This is a genomic window from Campylobacter gracilis (assembly GCF_001190745.1).
GTDB classification, from domain to species: Bacteria; Campylobacterota; Campylobacteria; order Campylobacterales; family Campylobacteraceae; genus Campylobacter_B; species Campylobacter_B gracilis.
Genome location: NZ_CP012196.1, coordinates 2,213,670 through 2,229,212, shown reverse-complemented (window position 1 = coordinate 2,229,212; position 15,543 = coordinate 2,213,670). Strand labels below are relative to the sequence as shown.

Annotated in this window: 17 protein-coding genes and 1 tRNA gene; 6 read left to right on the top strand and 12 right to left on the bottom strand. The window is 45.5% G+C overall.

All coding sequences use genetic code 11. The features are described from left to right. Nucleotides 1-55 precede the first annotated feature (55 nt). The 5 genes from CGRAC_RS11010 (at nt 56) to CGRAC_RS10995 (ending at nt 3,573) form a co-directional block, all read left to right on the top strand. A complete protein-coding gene (locus CGRAC_RS11010) occupies nt 56-610 on the top strand; it encodes a manganese efflux pump MntP (protein ID WP_005872806.1) in 555 nt (184 codons plus the stop codon). A gap of 55 nt (nt 611-665) precedes the next feature. Next, the gene (locus CGRAC_RS12780) at nt 666-791 is read left to right on the top strand and encodes a hypothetical protein (protein WP_005872804.1); all 126 of its coding nucleotides are present in this window, start codon (nt 666-668) and stop codon (nt 789-791) included. A gap of 20 nt (nt 792-811) precedes the next feature. Beyond that, the gene (locus CGRAC_RS11005; protein WP_005872802.1) at nt 812-1,714 is read left to right on the top strand and encodes a WD40 repeat domain-containing protein; all 903 of its coding nucleotides are present in this window, start codon (nt 812-814) and stop codon (nt 1,712-1,714) included. Nucleotides 1,715-2,365: 651 nt separating this feature from the next. Beyond that, nucleotides 2,366-3,367, top strand: a complete 1,002-nt coding sequence (locus CGRAC_RS11000; protein ID WP_005872800.1) for a hypothetical protein — start codon at nt 2,366-2,368, stop codon at nt 3,365-3,367. After that, complete coding sequence (locus CGRAC_RS10995; RefSeq protein ID WP_005872798.1) at nt 3,367-3,573, top strand: hotdog domain-containing protein; 207 nt, start codon at nt 3,367-3,369, stop codon at nt 3,571-3,573. Before CGRAC_RS11000 ends, CGRAC_RS10995 begins: the two co-directional genes overlap by 1 nt. Nucleotides 3,574-3,620: 47 nt before the next feature. Here CGRAC_RS10995 and CGRAC_RS10990 read toward each other — a convergent pair whose 3' ends face one another. From CGRAC_RS10990 to CGRAC_RS10935, 12 genes are all read right to left on the bottom strand, one after another. Then, nucleotides 3,621-4,412: a class I SAM-dependent methyltransferase gene (locus tag CGRAC_RS10990; RefSeq protein WP_005872797.1), complete on the bottom strand. Its 792-nt coding sequence runs from the start codon at nt 4,410-4,412 to the stop codon at nt 3,621-3,623. Nucleotides 4,413-4,532: 120 nt separating this feature from the next. Next, nucleotides 4,533-6,605, bottom strand: coding sequence for a TonB-dependent receptor (locus CGRAC_RS10985; protein WP_005872795.1), 2,073 nt, complete (start codon nt 6,603-6,605; stop codon nt 4,533-4,535). A 360-nt stretch (nt 6,606-6,965) separates the two neighbouring features. Then, nucleotides 6,966-7,325, bottom strand: a complete 360-nt coding sequence (locus CGRAC_RS10980) for a hypothetical protein (RefSeq protein WP_143297829.1) — start codon at nt 7,323-7,325, stop codon at nt 6,966-6,968. A 101-nt stretch (nt 7,326-7,426) separates the two neighbouring features. Further along, on the bottom strand, nt 7,427-7,831 hold the full coding sequence (locus CGRAC_RS10975) for a hypothetical protein (protein ID WP_005872789.1): 405 nt from the start codon (nt 7,829-7,831) through the stop codon (nt 7,427-7,429). 105 nt (nt 7,832-7,936) lie between these two features. Continuing rightward, nucleotides 7,937-8,257 (bottom strand): hypothetical protein, encoded by a 321-nt coding sequence (locus CGRAC_RS10970; RefSeq protein WP_005872785.1) that lies wholly within the window; start codon nt 8,255-8,257, stop codon nt 7,937-7,939. Nucleotides 8,258-8,288: 31 nt separating this feature from the next. After that, the gene (locus CGRAC_RS10965) at nt 8,289-8,558 is read right to left on the bottom strand and encodes an Imm32 family immunity protein (RefSeq protein WP_005872783.1); all 270 of its coding nucleotides are present in this window, start codon (nt 8,556-8,558) and stop codon (nt 8,289-8,291) included. Nucleotides 8,559-8,792: 234 nt separating this feature from the next. Continuing rightward, nucleotides 8,793-8,868, bottom strand: a tRNA-Val gene (locus CGRAC_RS10960). Nucleotides 8,869-9,262: 394 nt separating this feature from the next. Beyond that, nucleotides 9,263-10,237 carry a DUF3137 domain-containing protein gene (locus CGRAC_RS10955; protein ID WP_005872782.1) on the bottom strand — a complete coding sequence of 325 codons (975 nt, stop codon included), beginning with the start codon at nt 10,235-10,237 and terminating at the stop codon, nt 9,263-9,265. A 189-nt stretch (nt 10,238-10,426) separates the two neighbouring features. Then, the gene (dxr, locus tag CGRAC_RS10950; RefSeq protein ID WP_005872780.1) at nt 10,427-11,512 is read right to left on the bottom strand and encodes a 1-deoxy-D-xylulose-5-phosphate reductoisomerase; all 1,086 of its coding nucleotides are present in this window, start codon (nt 11,510-11,512) and stop codon (nt 10,427-10,429) included. After that, nucleotides 11,506-12,270 (bottom strand): phosphatidate cytidylyltransferase, encoded by a 765-nt coding sequence (locus CGRAC_RS10945; protein ID WP_005872778.1) that lies wholly within the window; start codon nt 12,268-12,270, stop codon nt 11,506-11,508. Before CGRAC_RS10945 ends, dxr begins: the two co-directional genes overlap by 7 nt. Before the next feature lie 49 nt (nt 12,271-12,319). Beyond that, a complete protein-coding gene (locus CGRAC_RS10940) occupies nt 12,320-13,642 on the bottom strand; it encodes an NFACT RNA binding domain-containing protein (RefSeq protein ID WP_005872776.1) in 1,323 nt (440 codons plus the stop codon). Between the two features lie 5 nt (nt 13,643-13,647). Further along, nucleotides 13,648-14,172: a nitroreductase family protein gene (locus CGRAC_RS10935; RefSeq protein WP_005872774.1), complete on the bottom strand. Its 525-nt coding sequence runs from the start codon at nt 14,170-14,172 to the stop codon at nt 13,648-13,650. A 97-nt stretch (nt 14,173-14,269) separates the two neighbouring features. Between CGRAC_RS10935 and CGRAC_RS10930 the strand changes: the two genes are divergently transcribed. After that, nucleotides 14,270-15,535, top strand: coding sequence for a 3-isopropylmalate dehydratase large subunit (locus CGRAC_RS10930; protein ID WP_005872772.1), 1,266 nt, complete (start codon nt 14,270-14,272; stop codon nt 15,533-15,535). Nucleotides 15,536-15,543: the final 8 nt, after the last annotated feature.

The following is a 15,543-nucleotide window of genomic DNA, read 5'->3' as shown; positions in this document are numbered from 1 at the left end:
ATTTCGAAAATTTTAATGTATAATCAACGCTTTTATAATACCGAAAGGGCTAAATATGGAGCTTTTACTCATCGCTTTCGCGCTTGCGATGGACAGCGTCGCGCTTAGTATCTCAAACGGCGCGAAATATCCGAATTTTAAATTTGCGCAGATCGCTCGCGTCGCATTTTTCTACGCGGCGGCTCAGTTTATAATGCCGCTAGCAGGCTACGCTTTGGGGATAAATTTCGTAAAATTTATCTCAGAAATCGATCACTTCGTCGCGTTTGGAATTTTATCGTTTTTGGGCATTAAGATGATCGCGGAATCCCATCGCGAGCAGGACGAGCCAGATCTACGCCTAAGCACGAAGGAGCTGGTGCTGGGCGCGATCGCTACCAGCATCGACGCGATGGCTGTGGGCATGACGTTTGCCTTTGGCGAGATAAACATACTCTACGCCTGTAGCGTCATCGGGCTCGTCTGCTTCGCGCTGTGCGTCGCGGCGTGCTACGCAGGCAAGCTAACGGGCGAATATCTACACTCAAAGGCACTCGTTTTAGGCGGCGTGATTTTAATCCTAATCGGGGTTAAAATTTTACTCTCGCACCTCGGCGTTATCGATATTTAGCGGCTTTTAAGCGCCGCTTTGCGATAATTTTTAAAACTAATTCACAAGGGCGAAAATGAAAAATTTAATAAATTTAAGCGGCGGCGATCGCCTAAATTTGCGCGTGCAGGGTCAAATTTTACTCAGCGAGAGCGTCAAAACGGCAAAACGAGGCAGACGCAAAAGGAGTTTGCCAGTATAGACGAGGCGCAAAAAGCCTGCGTGAAAAAGAAGTGGGAGAGCCTAAAGAAAGGCTACGTCCTGCAAAACGCGGGCGCAAAAGCGGGCGAGGCGAGTTCGCACGTCTATATCGGCGGCGGATACACGGGCGCGCTAGCCTTTGCGGGCGCGGAAGGCGCGATAAAAGGGGATATTATTTTGCCAAAGCCGCTTGCATGGCAGGCTGAGCGCGCGGGCGAGGTTTTGCTTTTGGATCTGGATCATTTTATCTTTAAATTTGATCCAGCAAGCGGCGAATTTAGCGATCTCTCTCAACGGCTGAGCTTTAAAAACGGCAAAGAATTTACGAGTTTCGTTTGCGCGGCAAAAGATACGGCGGCGTTTGCGATGTTCGGTCAAATTTTTACTTTTCGAGGCGGCGAGATTTCGCCTCTTAGCGAGTACAAATCCGAAATGAAAAACTATACGCCGACCCTTTGCGCCGCGATCAGCGATGACGGCGCGCGGCTGGCGCTTCACTGCAAGCAAAACGAGATCAAAATTTTAAGCACGCTAAACGGCGAAATTTTAAACGAGATAAAAGGCGACTTCGGCATTTTTGATAAAATTTGCTTTTTGGCGGACGGCTCGGTGCTGGGTAAGGAGCGTTATGCGGGCAAGCTAGTTTGCCTTGACGCTGCAAGCGGCGAGCGACTTAAGCCCGCATGGCTGCGAGGCGAATGCGCCGAGGCGGACGAGCTTTGCGTTAGCGCGGACGGTTTGCGGCTCGCGCTAATCAGCTATGGTAAGGCTCACATCGTTGATCTAAAAAGCGCAAATTTGACGCTTAGCTTTGAGCTGGAGCACGTCGTAAAGCGATGCGAGACGAAATTTGAGAATTCAAACGGTAACAAAAATTTGGTCGTGCGCACCGACTACGGCTGCTTTAGTCTATATCAGGTTTAAAATTGTAAAATTTAAAACTTCCGATGAGCCGACTAAACTTCACAAAAATTTTGATAAATTCCATGGCAAAATTTTAAAAATTCCATCGCTGTGTAATCCGATAAAATTTTATCTCTGCGGTTACCGTCACCAAATTTTACGATCCTCTATTTGCCGTAGCCTTCTTTGATGAGCTACGGTTGCACCACATCCGCGCCGGATTTTCGTACGCCTCCTGCAGCAAGCCATCCTTCCAGGCCCATCTTAGACCACAAGATTACAACATTGCTCGCCCATAAAACTTTTATTTCGTCTAGCACATATTGTCACACGATCTCGCATTTGTAAAATTTTACTCGTTTTACCACCACTTTTTTGATATTTCTATTATTTTACGCTAAATTTTTCCACTTTCACAAATAGACAAGCCATCGGCAAAGGCAGAATTTATGTTTGCTAGAATATAAACGCAATTTTTAAAGAAATTTATTAAAGCCGAGCGTAAAAGAGTTGCTTAACGGAGCTTTTTAAAGAGCTAAACAAAATTTAGCAAAAATATTAGAGTTTAATAGTAAAAAAGGTTGAGAAATATGTATGAGTTTTATTTAATGTGGAATAAATTAAAGAACAATGTGATAGTATTGTTATAAAAATTAATATAGGAATTGTGGTATGAAAAAAGCTCAAATGCGTGGATATCTATATGAAATTTTTATTTCATATTGGTTAGAACAAAATGGGTTTGTAAAATGCAAAAAAGATTGTTCTGGTATTTTGAACGGCAACATAGTATCTGAAGATGGGGAAATAGAGGGTAGAGGAACTAATCATCAAATTGATTTTGTAGGAATTTATTCTAAAAATATACCGTTTGTTTTTCCGATAAGATTGCTAACAGAGTGTAAATTTTGGGATAAAAAAGTAGATAAATCCTTTATTAGGCAATATATAGGAACGTACAAGGATATATCTGAAAATTACATATCTTCACAAAGAAATGACAAATATAGATTTTTGGATATTCCCATAATATTCTCTGCAAGTGGTTTTGATGAAGAGGCCACTAATCTAGCTTGGGCACAGGGCATAAACATAGTATCGCATTCTAGATTGCCAGTATTAAATAATATGCTACAAGCAATAAACAATATAGTTAATACTATAGAACAAAACGATTGCAACTTTAATGAAGTAAAAACGTACATTAAAAAGTATTTAGATTGTCATGAAATATGTATTGATGAATATACCGAATTGTTAAAAGATTGTTTTCATCATAATAATGCCCTAGAAATCCCAAAAATAAATACTTTTTTATTTGCCACGAATGATAAAGGAGCCTTGATAAATCTTATAAGTAAAGACGAATTCCCTGATAAGCTTTTTTCTGAAACAAACGAAGCAGATTGCGGGATATACTTTGAAAACGATAGTTCTGGTAGCAATAATGAAAGAGTATTTTATATCGTATTAAATATGGATGATATGAGGAGGAGATTTTATTTTCAAGCGAATGAGGCTTTGATGCGTAAAGATTTTCCAGAATTACCTTTAGATGCTAGATTGAGTGAAAAAATTAAGTTTATTTCGGAATTATCAATTATTAAAGAAATAAAAGGTCTTACAAGAATAATTAAACTTAAGGTAAATTTTGAATCACGAGGTTTAATGTAGTGAAAATACGAATCTACTACGAAGATACCGACGCGGGTGGCATAGTCTATCACGCAAACTATATAAAATACTGCGAAAGGGCGCGCAGCGAGATGTTTTTCGACCCGGAGGTTAAGCCTTTTAGTAAGGACGGACATTTCGTCGTGAGCGAGATTTGGGCTAAATTTAAAAAGCTCAGCCGTCCTGGACGACATATTAATAGCTGAGCTAAAAAAGATGTCCGCAATAGTAAAGCAGCAATTACGAAGGCTTTTTATTTTTTACCCGCCAGAAGCTTTGAACTGCCTAGCATCAGCCATTTGGCTTCGCGCGGCCCCATAAAAAGCCCCTGCGTCGTATCTATGAGCTCAACCCGCTCATAGCCCTGTTCCTTGAGATGCGCGATGAAAGCATCCATATCGCCGTAGTTTCCGCGCGAGAAAAGATCGTGGATCGCGAAGCTGCCGCCCTTTTTAAGCACGCGGAGCGTCTCTAAAAGCAGCGCCTGGCGATCCTTGCGCATGATGTTGTGATAGACGTAGTTGCTCGCCACCGCATCGAAGCTGCCGTCCTCAAAGGGTAGCTGCGTGGCGTCGGCCTGCTCAAAGCTAGTGTTTTGCACCCCTTCGGCGCGCGCGTTGGATTCGCACAGCTGCTTGTTAAAAGACGCGTACTCAAAGCCCCAGCGATCTACGCCTAGCACCGATGCGTGCGGGTTGCGCTTAGCGACGGCGATCGTTAGCGCGCCGCTGCCGCAGCCTACGTCCAGCCCGCGACCGCCCTCAGGCAGATCCACGTATTTTGCCGTGCCCTCTACGATCGCGCGCGAAAGCTGACGCTTGCCGCCGTAATCAAACGCGCGGTACCAAAAGATGCAGTAGATCGTAAAGCCGATCAAAACCAGCGTCGCTGCGCCGAAAAGCCCAGCTAGCACGCCTCTTAGCGCACCACTAACACCCAAACCGCAAACACCGAAAATCAAAAACAAAACTAACGCCACGCCCGCACCCGCGGCAAATGACGCGATCATGCCCTTAGGCACCCAGTTTTTATAGTCCGGTTTCATCTTCGCTCCTTTTATTAAATTTAATCTCGCGACGGCAAAGCGTGCCGCGGCAAAATTTTAAATTTCGCCCGTAAATTTTAAAGTCCGCAGCTCAAAACCCCGCCTAAATTTAAACGCGCGCTAATAGGTGTATTTAAACTCCACGTAGTAGTTGCGCCCTGGAGCCGGGGTATAGTCGTCTGCGCGTAAATTTTGGTTGTAATTGTACTCCTCGTCAAAGACGTTTTTGACTCCCGCGCTTATCAAAAATCCGCTTGCGAAGCGGTACGCAGCGCCCAGATCCACGATCGTGCGCGAGTCGATCCTATCGTGGTTGGCGTCGTGCGATGATGAGAAATATTTAAAATCGCTCATCAGCGTCAAATTTCTAATCGGCTCGTAATCGACGCCCAAAACGAACTTCGAGCGCTCCACCAACGGAACCTGCTTACCTTTATTCGCACCGGATTGGATCTTGGCGTCGACGTATGAAAAGGTCTCGCTGAGCTTTAAATTTGAAAGCAGACTTTGCTCCGCATACAGCTCCACGCCCTTGCGGCGCGTCTCGTCGATATTAATAAAAAGCCAACCGTCGGTGATCGAGCTGCCCAAAGTTTCGTTTATGATCTCGTTTTTCGTATCGGTCCAAAAGATCGTAGCGCTTACGTATTGCCCGTAGATAAGATCCTTAAGACCGATCTCGTAGGTTTTAAAGGTTTCGGATTTAAGGTTATTAAGCACGTAAGGGCCGTTGCGACCGAGCTTGTCGATGAGTTGATTAGGGCCCGGCGAGATATAGCCGCGCTCAAATTTAAAATAGACGTTGCCATCCTTGGAATAATTAAAATTCGGCGTAATCTCAAAAGCGTAGTTGTTTTTATCATCCGTTACGTGTGTGCTTTCTTGTGTATGAAAGATGCGCCCCATCCTACGCACCGTCGTAGAGACCTCGCGATCTACTTTGTATTCGGCGCGCTCAAACCGACCGCCCGCGCTAAGCGAAAACAGATCGGTGAAATTGTGCTTTTCTAAAGCATAGACCGAGTGGGTAAGTTTCTGCATATCAAAGATCGTAAGCTGCGAAAGGCTCATCATAGGATTCATCGCGGCATCAAAATTTATCCTGCGGAAGCCCTTGTTTTTGAGATAATCATATCCCGCTATGAACTCGCCGCTGTCGTAGTCGAGCTTGCCTTTTAAATTTGCCCCCTCTTTGCGATCTTTCATCACAAATCCCTTTTGCAAAATTCTAATATCTTGGTAATAAGGCTGTAAATTTGCTTCAAATCTATCGCCGAATTTCACCGCATAATCCAAGTCAAAATTTAGTCGCGTGCTTTTAGTAAAGGTTCTCTCGCCTCCCTGCTGGCGGCGATCCGCTTTAAGCTCGGCAAGACCCAGAGTAGGCACGGAATAGGTTCTGGCGCGATAAAAACTCGGATCGAAAGAGATGCTTTGATCGTCCGAAATTTTATAATGCATCCCGAGCGAGCCGTAGTAGCCGGTATTTTTCTCGCCCTTGCGGTATCCGCGCTGCTTAAAACCCTTAACGGCGGTTTTTAGAAACAGATTATCGCTCACGCCTCCGCCGAGCCCCAAATTTAGATCATTGTAATTATACGATGCGATCTTGGTGGAGATATTGGCGTAGGGGTATCTGGCGCCTTTTTTCGTGATGATATTTATCACGCCGCCGCTGGTGCCGCTGCCGTAAAGCACGCTACCGCCGCCGGGGATGATCTCCACGCGCTCGATATCTTCGATCGGAACTAGATCGATCGGAATGCTCGTCGGCGTCGTGTCGATCATATTGAGCGCGACTCCGTTAAGAAGGACCTTTACGGAGGTATTTGCCTTCTGACCCTGTCCGCGCAGATCGACCGTATCGCCGTGAAAGCTAACCCCCGGTGCCTTTTCTAAAATTTCGCGCAGATCGCGGTAGCCACGATTTTCCATATCCTCCGCAGTGATGACCGAGACGTTGCGAACCTCGTTTTTAAGCATATCCTCAAAACCTGTCGCGGTAACTACGATGGTGCCCAGCTTTGTGGCGTTCGCGCCGGAAGCGCTTTTATGAGCTGCGGAATTTACCGCCCCTGCGCTAGGCGCGCTGATATTTGCGGACGTAGCGTTATTTTCGGCTCCGTTTAGTTGCAATGCAGCGCACAAACTTAGCGCGATCGCGGCATTTGAAAGATAAAATTTCTTAAACATCACTCTCCCCTATTTAAAATTAAGATTTTGCGAATGATTTGCAAATGCTATATTATAATTTCTCTTGATTAAATAATAATAAATTTCAAAGATTAAAGATATATTTTTTAAAATTTAGGCGTAGTTTGGATGAAATTTTAATTTCGAGCGTTTTGCTGGGTGCGGTAAAATTTCGGTTTTAAATTTAGATTCTTTGGCGGCGTTTGTTTTTAAAACGGCAAATTCGCAAAGCGGATCTAGCTGGAATTTTAAAATTTAGTCAATCCCTAAAATCATATCCGTCTAAAATGCGCCAAAAAGTATTAAACCTATCCTAGCGCTCATTTTTTATTCCTAAGACTTTTTGATTTTGCTTGCGCATCAATTATTTTTATCATGGCTCACCTTCTTTAGCCACTCTTTTTCAAATTTATAATATCTTTCAAGCTTTTTATTCTTTTCTATTTGATTCCACTTTTCTATCTCGGCATAATCTTGCAGTTCGCCTCCGCACTTAGGGCAAACGCTCCTATCTTTAACGTCCGAGAAATTATAAAATTTAAGACACCCTTTGCAGCGTATAAATTTAGGATAATACTTTACGCTTTTTTCAGGGCGAAATGCGAGATATAAAAAGAAAGCGCACGTCGCAAAGCATAAAATTCCTATGATGATACGCAGATATGTGCTTTCAAGCTTTACCGATGCCATAAAGCCGGGTTTTATATCGACTTTTTCCAATAAAGCGGCCGTCAGCCCCCATGCGAAAAAAGCAAAAAAGCCGATTAATGCAAAAATTCTATTTAGCATTTTTATATATTCCTCTATAACAAATCAAAATTTCATCTCTTTTTAAATTTACGCTTTTTGATCTTCGGAGTTTTAGCACCTTGATGAGGAGCGTTTCTTTTCCAGTAGTCGCCGTCATTATACTCAGTAAGCTTTTTGCCGCAGTCCGGGCAAATTTGATCCGTATCCTTGACATCCTCGTATCGGTAAAATTTACTGCAGTCTGCACACCACATATACTCTGGGTATCTTTTTATGCTCTTTTCAGAGCGGAAGGCGAGGTAAAAGAAGCAAATACCCGCTATTAAAAATACAGTTGCGGGCAATGCCCATAAAATACCCGCATCATCAAATTTAATATATTTCTCGCCTATCTTTACATGTTTATGTACCGTAAAATTTATAAGATATAAGAAGCACATTATGCCTGTCAAAAAAGAGGCAATTCTATCTAGCATTGCGCTGCTCCTTTTCGTTATGATCTGCTTTATTTATAACGTTTTGTGCCATACTGTCCGATCCTTTAAATTTTATAGTTTTATCCGTGCTGTCATACGCAAATTTCATTCCGTAATGAACTGCTTATAAGGATCCGGTACCGTCGGATGTTTAGAAAATAGCAATGGCATATATTTGTAAATATCTACCACAACGATCTCTTGATACACATTATCTAGCCGCCAATCTATTTTGTCGTAGTGCTTGTTTTCATCATGCATATCTTCTATAAGGAGATCGCCATTTTTTATACCAAAATTTATAATTAGATCGAGCTCCTCTAGCGTGTATCCCCAATCTATATGGAAAAATTTAAATACTACGGATATGATCCCGTCTCCTTCGATTGCGGAGGATAATAACTCTACAATGTGTTTCTCCCTCATTGTCGCCTTCCTTTAGCATAAAAATTTATCTTTATCGCTCGGTATCTTTTTGGTTTATAAGTTCCGCCGAGCCCTCCTCAAGCGAATTATACTCATCCAGATGTATATGCGAATGTTTCGGCGCAGAATCTTGCGCTAAAGTAAGCAAATGCCTGGCAAGAGATATGAGTCCGCTTTTATTCGCCCTTATAGTAACTTCGTTTTCAAGAGTATTGACGGAGATCGCGAAGTCCTTTTCCCATTGTAGCCGCAGCCCCTTTTCTGCGCAGTAATCTAATGTTTTTATAACATACTGTCCCATATATCTCCGATACTCCTTTCTAAATTTAATCGGTTGCCGATAAAATTTATCTCATTGATCGCTTAATCGATCTCATAGTATTTCTGGAAAAATTATATCTAAAATAAAAATGAAAGATGTCGGAATAACTAAATCTAAGACAGGTGCTGTGCGCGAAAATGAAGTGGATTAAAATTTTAAAACAACTTAAGCAGGAAGTAAAAAGAAGTGATTTAAACTTAAAAATAGCTTAAGTGGTGGTCCCGATTGGACTCGAACCAACGACTTCCACCATGTCAAGGTGACACTCTACCAACTGAGTTACGGGGCCAAAAAGAAACGGCAGTATATCAAAAAAATCTCTCAATAGCAAGCAAATTTTAATTTTTCGTAAAATTCCGCCGAAATTCTATATAAGATTTCGCCGCGATGTAAAACCCCGTCGAATTCTACGCGAAATTTCATCATCTTGCCGAAACCCTGCGCAAAATTCTATCCCGCTACTAAAATTCGCAATCCCACGCGGAATTTTATACCATTACTAAAATTTCGCAATCCCGCGTGAAATTTTATCGCGCTTGCACGACACTCGCGTGTTTTGCCCGAGCAGCTTATTCTGCCCCGCTTTGTTCTATCTAGTCGCTTTGCTCTACCCCGCCTCGTTTCATCTACTCGCTTCGTCCCACCTTATTTCGCTCGCTCGCCTCGCTCCGCCTTGCGCCTGGCTAAGATGTCCAAATTTTTTCATTCAACTTTAGAATTTTTACGATTTGCAACATCGCGTCCAGATCCGCTTTGATATCCTTTGCGATGCGAGCATTGAGTATCGGCTGATCCAAGCTCGGCTCGAAACTATCGGCGCCGCGAGCTATCGCGATGTAAATTTTATTTTGCTTGAAGCTCAGCGAGATGTTCGATTTCACAAGCTGTTTAAGAGATAAAATTTTCTCCATCAGCGCAGGCGTCAAGATATACATAGCCGCCACCGTATCGCTTGCGTAAACCGAGAAATTTGCATTGAAATCCGCATTATCTATCGGAATTTTGCGGTTGCTCCATAGCCCGCGCGGCAGCCCCGAAGGCGGTAAATCTATGCCTGCGGGCGCCGCCACGTCCGAGAAAACAAAAACGTCGGAGCGGACTTTTTTATTAAAATTTGCCACAAAAAAGGGTCCTTCGAAAGATGTGGCGTAATTATTTTTAAAAATAAATGGGATTCCCGTGCCAACATCCTTTTCCAGCCTTATGTCGCAAAACATAAAATCCACTCCGTCCACGTTCGCGCAAACCAGATCATCCGCGCGAAATCTATCAAATCCGTCAAATATCTCGCTTGCCCTTACCTCTTTTTCCTGAAAAAGCGCGCCCATTTTATACGAAAAGCCCAGGCTTTCGATATAGGGCTTGAGATAAAGCTCTTTGTAACGCATCAAAAACCGCTCGGTTTTGCGCTCGAAAATCCACTCGTAAAATTCGTCCCGCATGCCGATTATTGCCAAAATAGACGCGGCTAAAAGAAATAAACTTTCTACGCCAAGATCGAGTTTGGGAAAATCGAGAAAGATGATTATCAATGCGAGCGCAAGCATCGGACCGAAAACCGCAAACGCTACGAGATAACTTAAAATTTTCCAAAATTTGCGACTTTTCTTAAGCTGTTTGCGCTGCTTTTCTAAATCTATGACGGTTTTAATATCCACGCTAAACCTCTATTTATTAAATTTAACGGTGCAACCTTGTGGCACAGCATAAATCTGCACCCGATACGGCGCAATAGGCGCGCGCTGTTTAGATACCGCTAATTTTACAGCTACTTGCGCGAGCCGTGCGCATTGAAATTTGCCGTCAAGCTCAAGTCGCAGTATATAAAAATCTCGCGATAGGAAAGCTTATTTCAGCAGTTCGTTTGCATACGCTCGCACGCTCGCATCCACCGCTACAAGCGCGTCCGCATCCGTCACGCTAGGCGAGTTAAATTTTTCCGCGCACTTTAGCACGACACGCGCAATGTCGGTGAAGCGGCACCGCTGCTGCAAAAACGCATTTACGCCCGCTTCGTTTGCGGCGTTGATGACGATGCCGAGATCGGGGTTTGCTAACAGCGCGTCTTTGAGGGTAAAAATTTGAAATTTCATCTCGTCGATCGGTTTAAATTCTATCGGTCGTAGCGAGCACAGATCTACGGGCGCGGCGATCTGCTCCCGTACGTCGCCGCTAAACATCGCGTGCGCGATGGCTAGCCGCATGTCAGCCCTGCTAATATGCGCCGTCGTAGAGCCGTCTGCGAATTCGACCAGCGCGTGGATCTGCGAGGTGCGCTCGATAAGCGCATCGATCTCGCGCGTACCGTAGAGCCAAAACGCCTCGATCACCTCAAAGAGCTTATTCGCCATCGTGGCGCTGTCGATCGTGATCTTCGCGCCCATCTTCCAGTTGGGGTGCTTGAGGGCGTTTTGCGGCGTGAGCGAACCCAGCTGCGTTAGCGGCACGTCATAAAACGCGCCGCCGCTAGCCGTGATGATTAGGCGCGAAACGGGGGTTTTAGCGTTGCTAAGTAAAAATTTCAGTCCGAAATGTTCGCTGTCGATCGGGTAAATTTTATCCGTTTGCAGAAATTTCCCGCCGACGACCAGGCTTTCTTTGTTGGCGAGACACAGTCTCTTTCCGAGCTCTTGGGTTTTTAGGCTAGGCATCATGCCCGCAAAGCCTACGAGAGCGTTTACCACGGTCGTGCTTTTGCACTCCGCAAGCATCTGCAAAATTCCATCCGCGCCGCAAAATACGCGCTCGTGATCTACCTCGCTTTTTTGCTGCGCGTCCGCGATACAGACGAGCTTTGGATGAAATTTTGCGATCTGTTCGTTTAAAAGCTTGATATTGCGCCCGCAGCTAAGCGCTTCGATCATACTGCCGCTACGCGCGGCTACGTCTAGGGTGTTTGTGCCGATAGAGCCCGTGGAGCCTAAAACTACCATGAATAGACTATCGCCATCGCGATTGCGCCGAACATATAGCCGTCGATGCGGTCTAAGATCCCGCCGTGTCCGGGAAAGAGCGCGCCGCTGTCTTTAAGACCCGCCGCGCGCTTTAGGTAGCTCTCAAACAGATCGCCGAACACGCCAAAAATTGCTATGATGATGGTCTTTCCTAAAATTTCAAGCGGTGGCATATTGGTAAAGATGCGCGCATAAATGAGGCTAACGATAAGCGCGAGCGCAAGACCACCTAGCACGCCTTCTACGGTTTTATTCGGCGAGCTAGCGCTTAGCGGAGTTTTGCCAAAGGCTCTTCCGATAAAATATGCGCCGCTATCGCTAGCTACGATAATAAAGATCAGCCAAACGAAGTGAAAAACTTCCCCGAAATCATCATAAGCCGCCCACATAAAAAATATCGGCGCAACGGGATAGATAAAAGGAAGCGTGATCTTTAGGCTAGGGCCCTTGGTAAAGGCTACGACAGAGGCGACGCATAGGATCATCAGGATGCTAACTTTTAGCGCTGAGACGAAGGGTTCGTCGGTCTGCGTAAATGGTAGCAGCGCAAAAAACGCGATCGCCAGCGCGAGCCACTTTTTGCTTGTTTCCTCCAGACCCCATAATTTGAGGCTTTCAAAAAACGCCAGCACGAGTATCAGCGCAAATACGGCGAAATTTAGCCACCTGGCGTTTATGAGAATTAGAGCTAAAAATACGGCGAGTAAAATGCTTGCCGTGATTATTCTTTGCTTCATAGAATTTCCTTGGAATTTATTTTGAATAATTATACTGCAAGCTCGCTTATTACGGCTTTAAAACGCTGATTGTTTTAAAATTTACGTAGTTTACGAAAGCACCTTCGTTGATTTTGACATTTTGACGTTTGGTGTAATCGACGAGATATTTTCCGCTGCCGCTTGCACTGAAGCTCACGCAAATTTTAGCGGCGAATTCGATCACCTCTTCGCTTAGACTTTGCTTATTTGTCTTTACGATGACGTGTGCGCTTGGAATATCCTTAAGATGAAACCAATGGTCGGACTTGGAGCTATTTTTTAGTAAGAGCTCATTGCCTTTTTCGTTTTTACCGACGCTGATTTTAAAATCTCCTAGATAAAAGTTCGCTACATATTCGCTATTTTTTTCCTTGCTTTTTTGCCTAGTTTGCGTGCGCTTAGGCATTAGAATTTCGATCTCGTGTGCGTCCTGTGCAGCAAGGACGAGCGATTTTAAATTCTCATAAAACGCGAGTTTCTCCTTTAAATTTTGCTCTTCGATATGGATATTTGCAGCCTTTTGGCGCAGACGCTTTGCCTCGGAGTAAAGCTCGCCCAAAGTGGCGCTTGCAGGCTTTTGCAGTTTAAATTCTACCGCTTCGGCGTCTTCTTTTTGCAGCGTAAATTCTCGCGCGCTAGTTGGAATTTTATAGATATTTTCCTTTAGCAAGGCAGCTTTCGCACCTAAAAGCTCGGCACTTCGCAGTAGTTCGGCGCTGCTTTGCAAAGAGCCTAAAGCCTCGCGCACCGAGTCTAGCTTTTTATTTAGTGCCGTGATTTTTGCGGATTTGAGCGAGTTTAAGCGATCCGCATTTAGCGCGTTAAATTCCGCGCGGAAAAATGCTCTAAAGTCCGAAATTTTTGGCACGGGGGCTTCTTTAATATTTGCAGGCGGCAGATGGCGGAGTTTTCTTCCTACCTTGATCTGTCTAAATTCCGTCTCGAAGTGGCGTAGCGCCTCTAAAATCACATCGTTTTCATCGGTGATTATTACGTTTGTAAAACGCCCGGTAAATTCGAAGTAGATATTTGAGCTTTGGGTTTTGTAGCTTGCGTTTTGGCTTACGCTAAGGCATAAAATTCTATTATTTTCTGGCACGCTAACGGAAGTGATGCGCGATTTTACGAAGCGCTTGGCAAGTAGCACGTCAAAGGGCGCCGCGTAAACCTTGCCTTCGGTAAAAGCGTCATTTTCGTGGATATTGCAGCCTGATTTATTCATATCAAAAAACAGCGTCTCGTTGCCGTCAAAGCAGACTTTAAAAAGGTTATCCCCTACGCGCTTAATGTGCGAAAGGAAGCGTTTGGCGCATAGGTACTCGCAAATTTGAATTAAGTTTTGATACTTCATACGCGTTAAAATTTCTCTTTGTGGATTTTGCTTAAATTTAGCTTCTGCAGATCGTGCGGGCTCGGGCGCTGTTGCGGTACGCCGAGGGCTAGTATCGCTTCTGCTTTGAAATTTGGCGGAAAGCCCAGCGCCTCGCGCAAAAACTCCTCGCAGCTGCGTCCGTCCGCGGCGGCGCGCAGCCTTGCCTGCACCCAGCAGCTGCCGAGATTTAGCGCGCTTGCGGCAAGATGCATGTAGCCTAGCGCTACCGAGCAGTCCTCGATCCAGACGTCCTGTTTCTGCTCATCTGCGATCACGACGATCGCGGCCGCGGCCTGTTTTAGCATATTCGCTCCGCTGCTGCGGCACGCGCTTAGCCGCTCAAGCATCCGTTTGTCGCGCACGAGGATGAACTCCCACGGGCGGCGTGCATGCCCCGACGGCGCAAGCAGGCCCGCTTTTAAAATTTTATCCAGCGCCTCGTCCTCAAGCGGCGTATCCGTATATTTTCTTACGCTTCTGCGGTTTGCAAAAATATCTAAAATTTCCATCGTCTCGCTCCTTGCGGCTCAATTATACATAAAATTGCAAAAATTTATGATTTTTTAGCTAAAATCGCGCAAATTTAACCGATACAAAGGAGATTTTATGAAGCAGACGATCACGGAGAAAATCTTTAGCGAGCACGTGGGCAAGGCCGTTTTTGCGGGACAGATCATCGAAAGCACCATTGATATGGTCATCGGCAACGACATTACGACGCCGATTTCGATCAAGCAGTTCGAGCTTAGCGGCGCAAAAAAGCTCGCCAACCCGGACGGCTTTGCGATCGTGATGGATCACTACATCCCTACGAAAGACATTTTAAGTGCAAACCAAGCTAAAATTTCACGCGAGTTTGCTTACAAGCATGATTTGAAAAACTACTTCGACGAAAAGGATATGGGTATCGAGCACGCGCTGATGCCTGAAAAGGGGCTCGTAGTACCCGGCGATGTCATCATCGGCGCGGACAGCCACACCTGTACCCACGGTGCGCTTGGGGCATTTGCGACGGGCATGGGCAGCACCGATCTAGCTTTCGCGATGATAACGGGCAAGAATTGGTTCAAAGTACCTCCTACGATCAAAGTGATCTTTCACGGCAAGCCCGCACCGCACATCTACGGCAAGGATCTGATCCTAGAAGTGATCCGCCTCATCGGCGTGGACGGCGCGCGCTATAAAGCTTTGGAATTCTGTGGCGACGCGCTGGAGTATCTGGATATGGATAGCAGATTTTCGCTTTGCAATATGGCAATCGAAGCGGGCGGCAAGAGCGGTATCGTCGCGGTCGATGAGATCACGAAGGAATTTTTGGCGGATAAAAATTTGCGCGCCGAGCCGAAATTTCACTACTCCGACGAGGGCGCGAACTATGAGCAAATTTTACAGATCGATGTTAGCAAGCTTGATCCGGTGATTGCGTATCCGTTCCTGCCTAGCAACGGCAAGAGCGTGCGCGAGGCGGTGCGCGATGACATCGCCGTCGATCAGGTCTTTATCGGCAGCTGCACCAACGGCAGACTCTCCGATCTGCGGATCGCCGCGCAAATTTTAAAAGGTCGCAAGGTCGCGCGCAAAACCCGCCTCATCATCACGCCTGCGACGCAAAAGATTGCTTTAGCCGCGCAAAAAGAGGGGCTGTGGGATATTTTCGTGGAAGCGGGCGCAGTCGTGAGTAACCCGACCTGCGGCGCGTGCTTGGGCGGATATATGGGGATTTTGGGCGTGGGCGAGCGCTGCGTAAGCACGACCAATCGAAATTTCGTCGGCCGCATGGGCGATAGAACGAGCGAAGTATATCTGGCAAACTCCGCCGTCGCCGCAGCTAGCGCCGTCGCAGGTAAGATCGCCGATCCGCGGGATTTGTAGATTTAGGA

What these genes read in the sequence shown, in the direction of transcription:
- CGRAC_RS10935 (WP_005872774.1), bottom strand. Translation starts at nt 14,172, where the DNA reads ATGGAAATTTTAGATATTTTTGCAAACCGCAGAAGCGTAAGAAAATAT.
- CGRAC_RS10975 (WP_005872789.1), bottom strand. Translation starts at nt 7,831, where the DNA reads ATGCTAGATAGAATTGCCTCTTTTTTGACAGGCATAATGTGCTTCTTA.
- CGRAC_RS10930 (WP_005872772.1), top strand. Translation starts at nt 14,270, where the DNA reads ATGAAGCAGACGATCACGGAGAAAATCTTTAGCGAGCACGTGGGCAAG.
- CGRAC_RS10990 (WP_005872797.1), bottom strand. Translation starts at nt 4,412, where the DNA reads ATGAAACCGGACTATAAAAACTGGGTGCCTAAGGGCATGATCGCGTCA.
- CGRAC_RS12780 (WP_005872804.1), top strand. Translation starts at nt 666, where the DNA reads ATGAAAAATTTAATAAATTTAAGCGGCGGCGATCGCCTAAATTTGCGC.
- CGRAC_RS10945 (WP_005872778.1), bottom strand. Translation starts at nt 12,270, where the DNA reads ATGAAGCAAAGAATAATCACGGCAAGCATTTTACTCGCCGTATTTTTA.
- dxr (WP_005872780.1), bottom strand. Translation starts at nt 11,512, where the DNA reads ATGGTAGTTTTAGGCTCCACGGGCTCTATCGGCACAAACACCCTAGAC.
- CGRAC_RS10965 (WP_005872783.1), bottom strand. Translation starts at nt 8,558, where the DNA reads ATGGGACAGTATGTTATAAAAACATTAGATTACTGCGCAGAAAAGGGG.
- CGRAC_RS10940 (WP_005872776.1), bottom strand. Translation starts at nt 13,642, where the DNA reads ATGAAGTATCAAAACTTAATTCAAATTTGCGAGTACCTATGCGCCAAA.
- CGRAC_RS10970 (WP_005872785.1), bottom strand. Translation starts at nt 8,257, where the DNA reads ATGAGGGAGAAACACATTGTAGAGTTATTATCCTCCGCAATCGAAGGA.
- CGRAC_RS10985 (WP_005872795.1), bottom strand. Translation starts at nt 6,605, where the DNA reads ATGTTTAAGAAATTTTATCTTTCAAATGCCGCGATCGCGCTAAGTTTG.
- CGRAC_RS11010 (WP_005872806.1), top strand. Translation starts at nt 56, where the DNA reads ATGGAGCTTTTACTCATCGCTTTCGCGCTTGCGATGGACAGCGTCGCG.
- CGRAC_RS11000 (WP_005872800.1), top strand. Translation starts at nt 2,366, where the DNA reads ATGAAAAAAGCTCAAATGCGTGGATATCTATATGAAATTTTTATTTCA.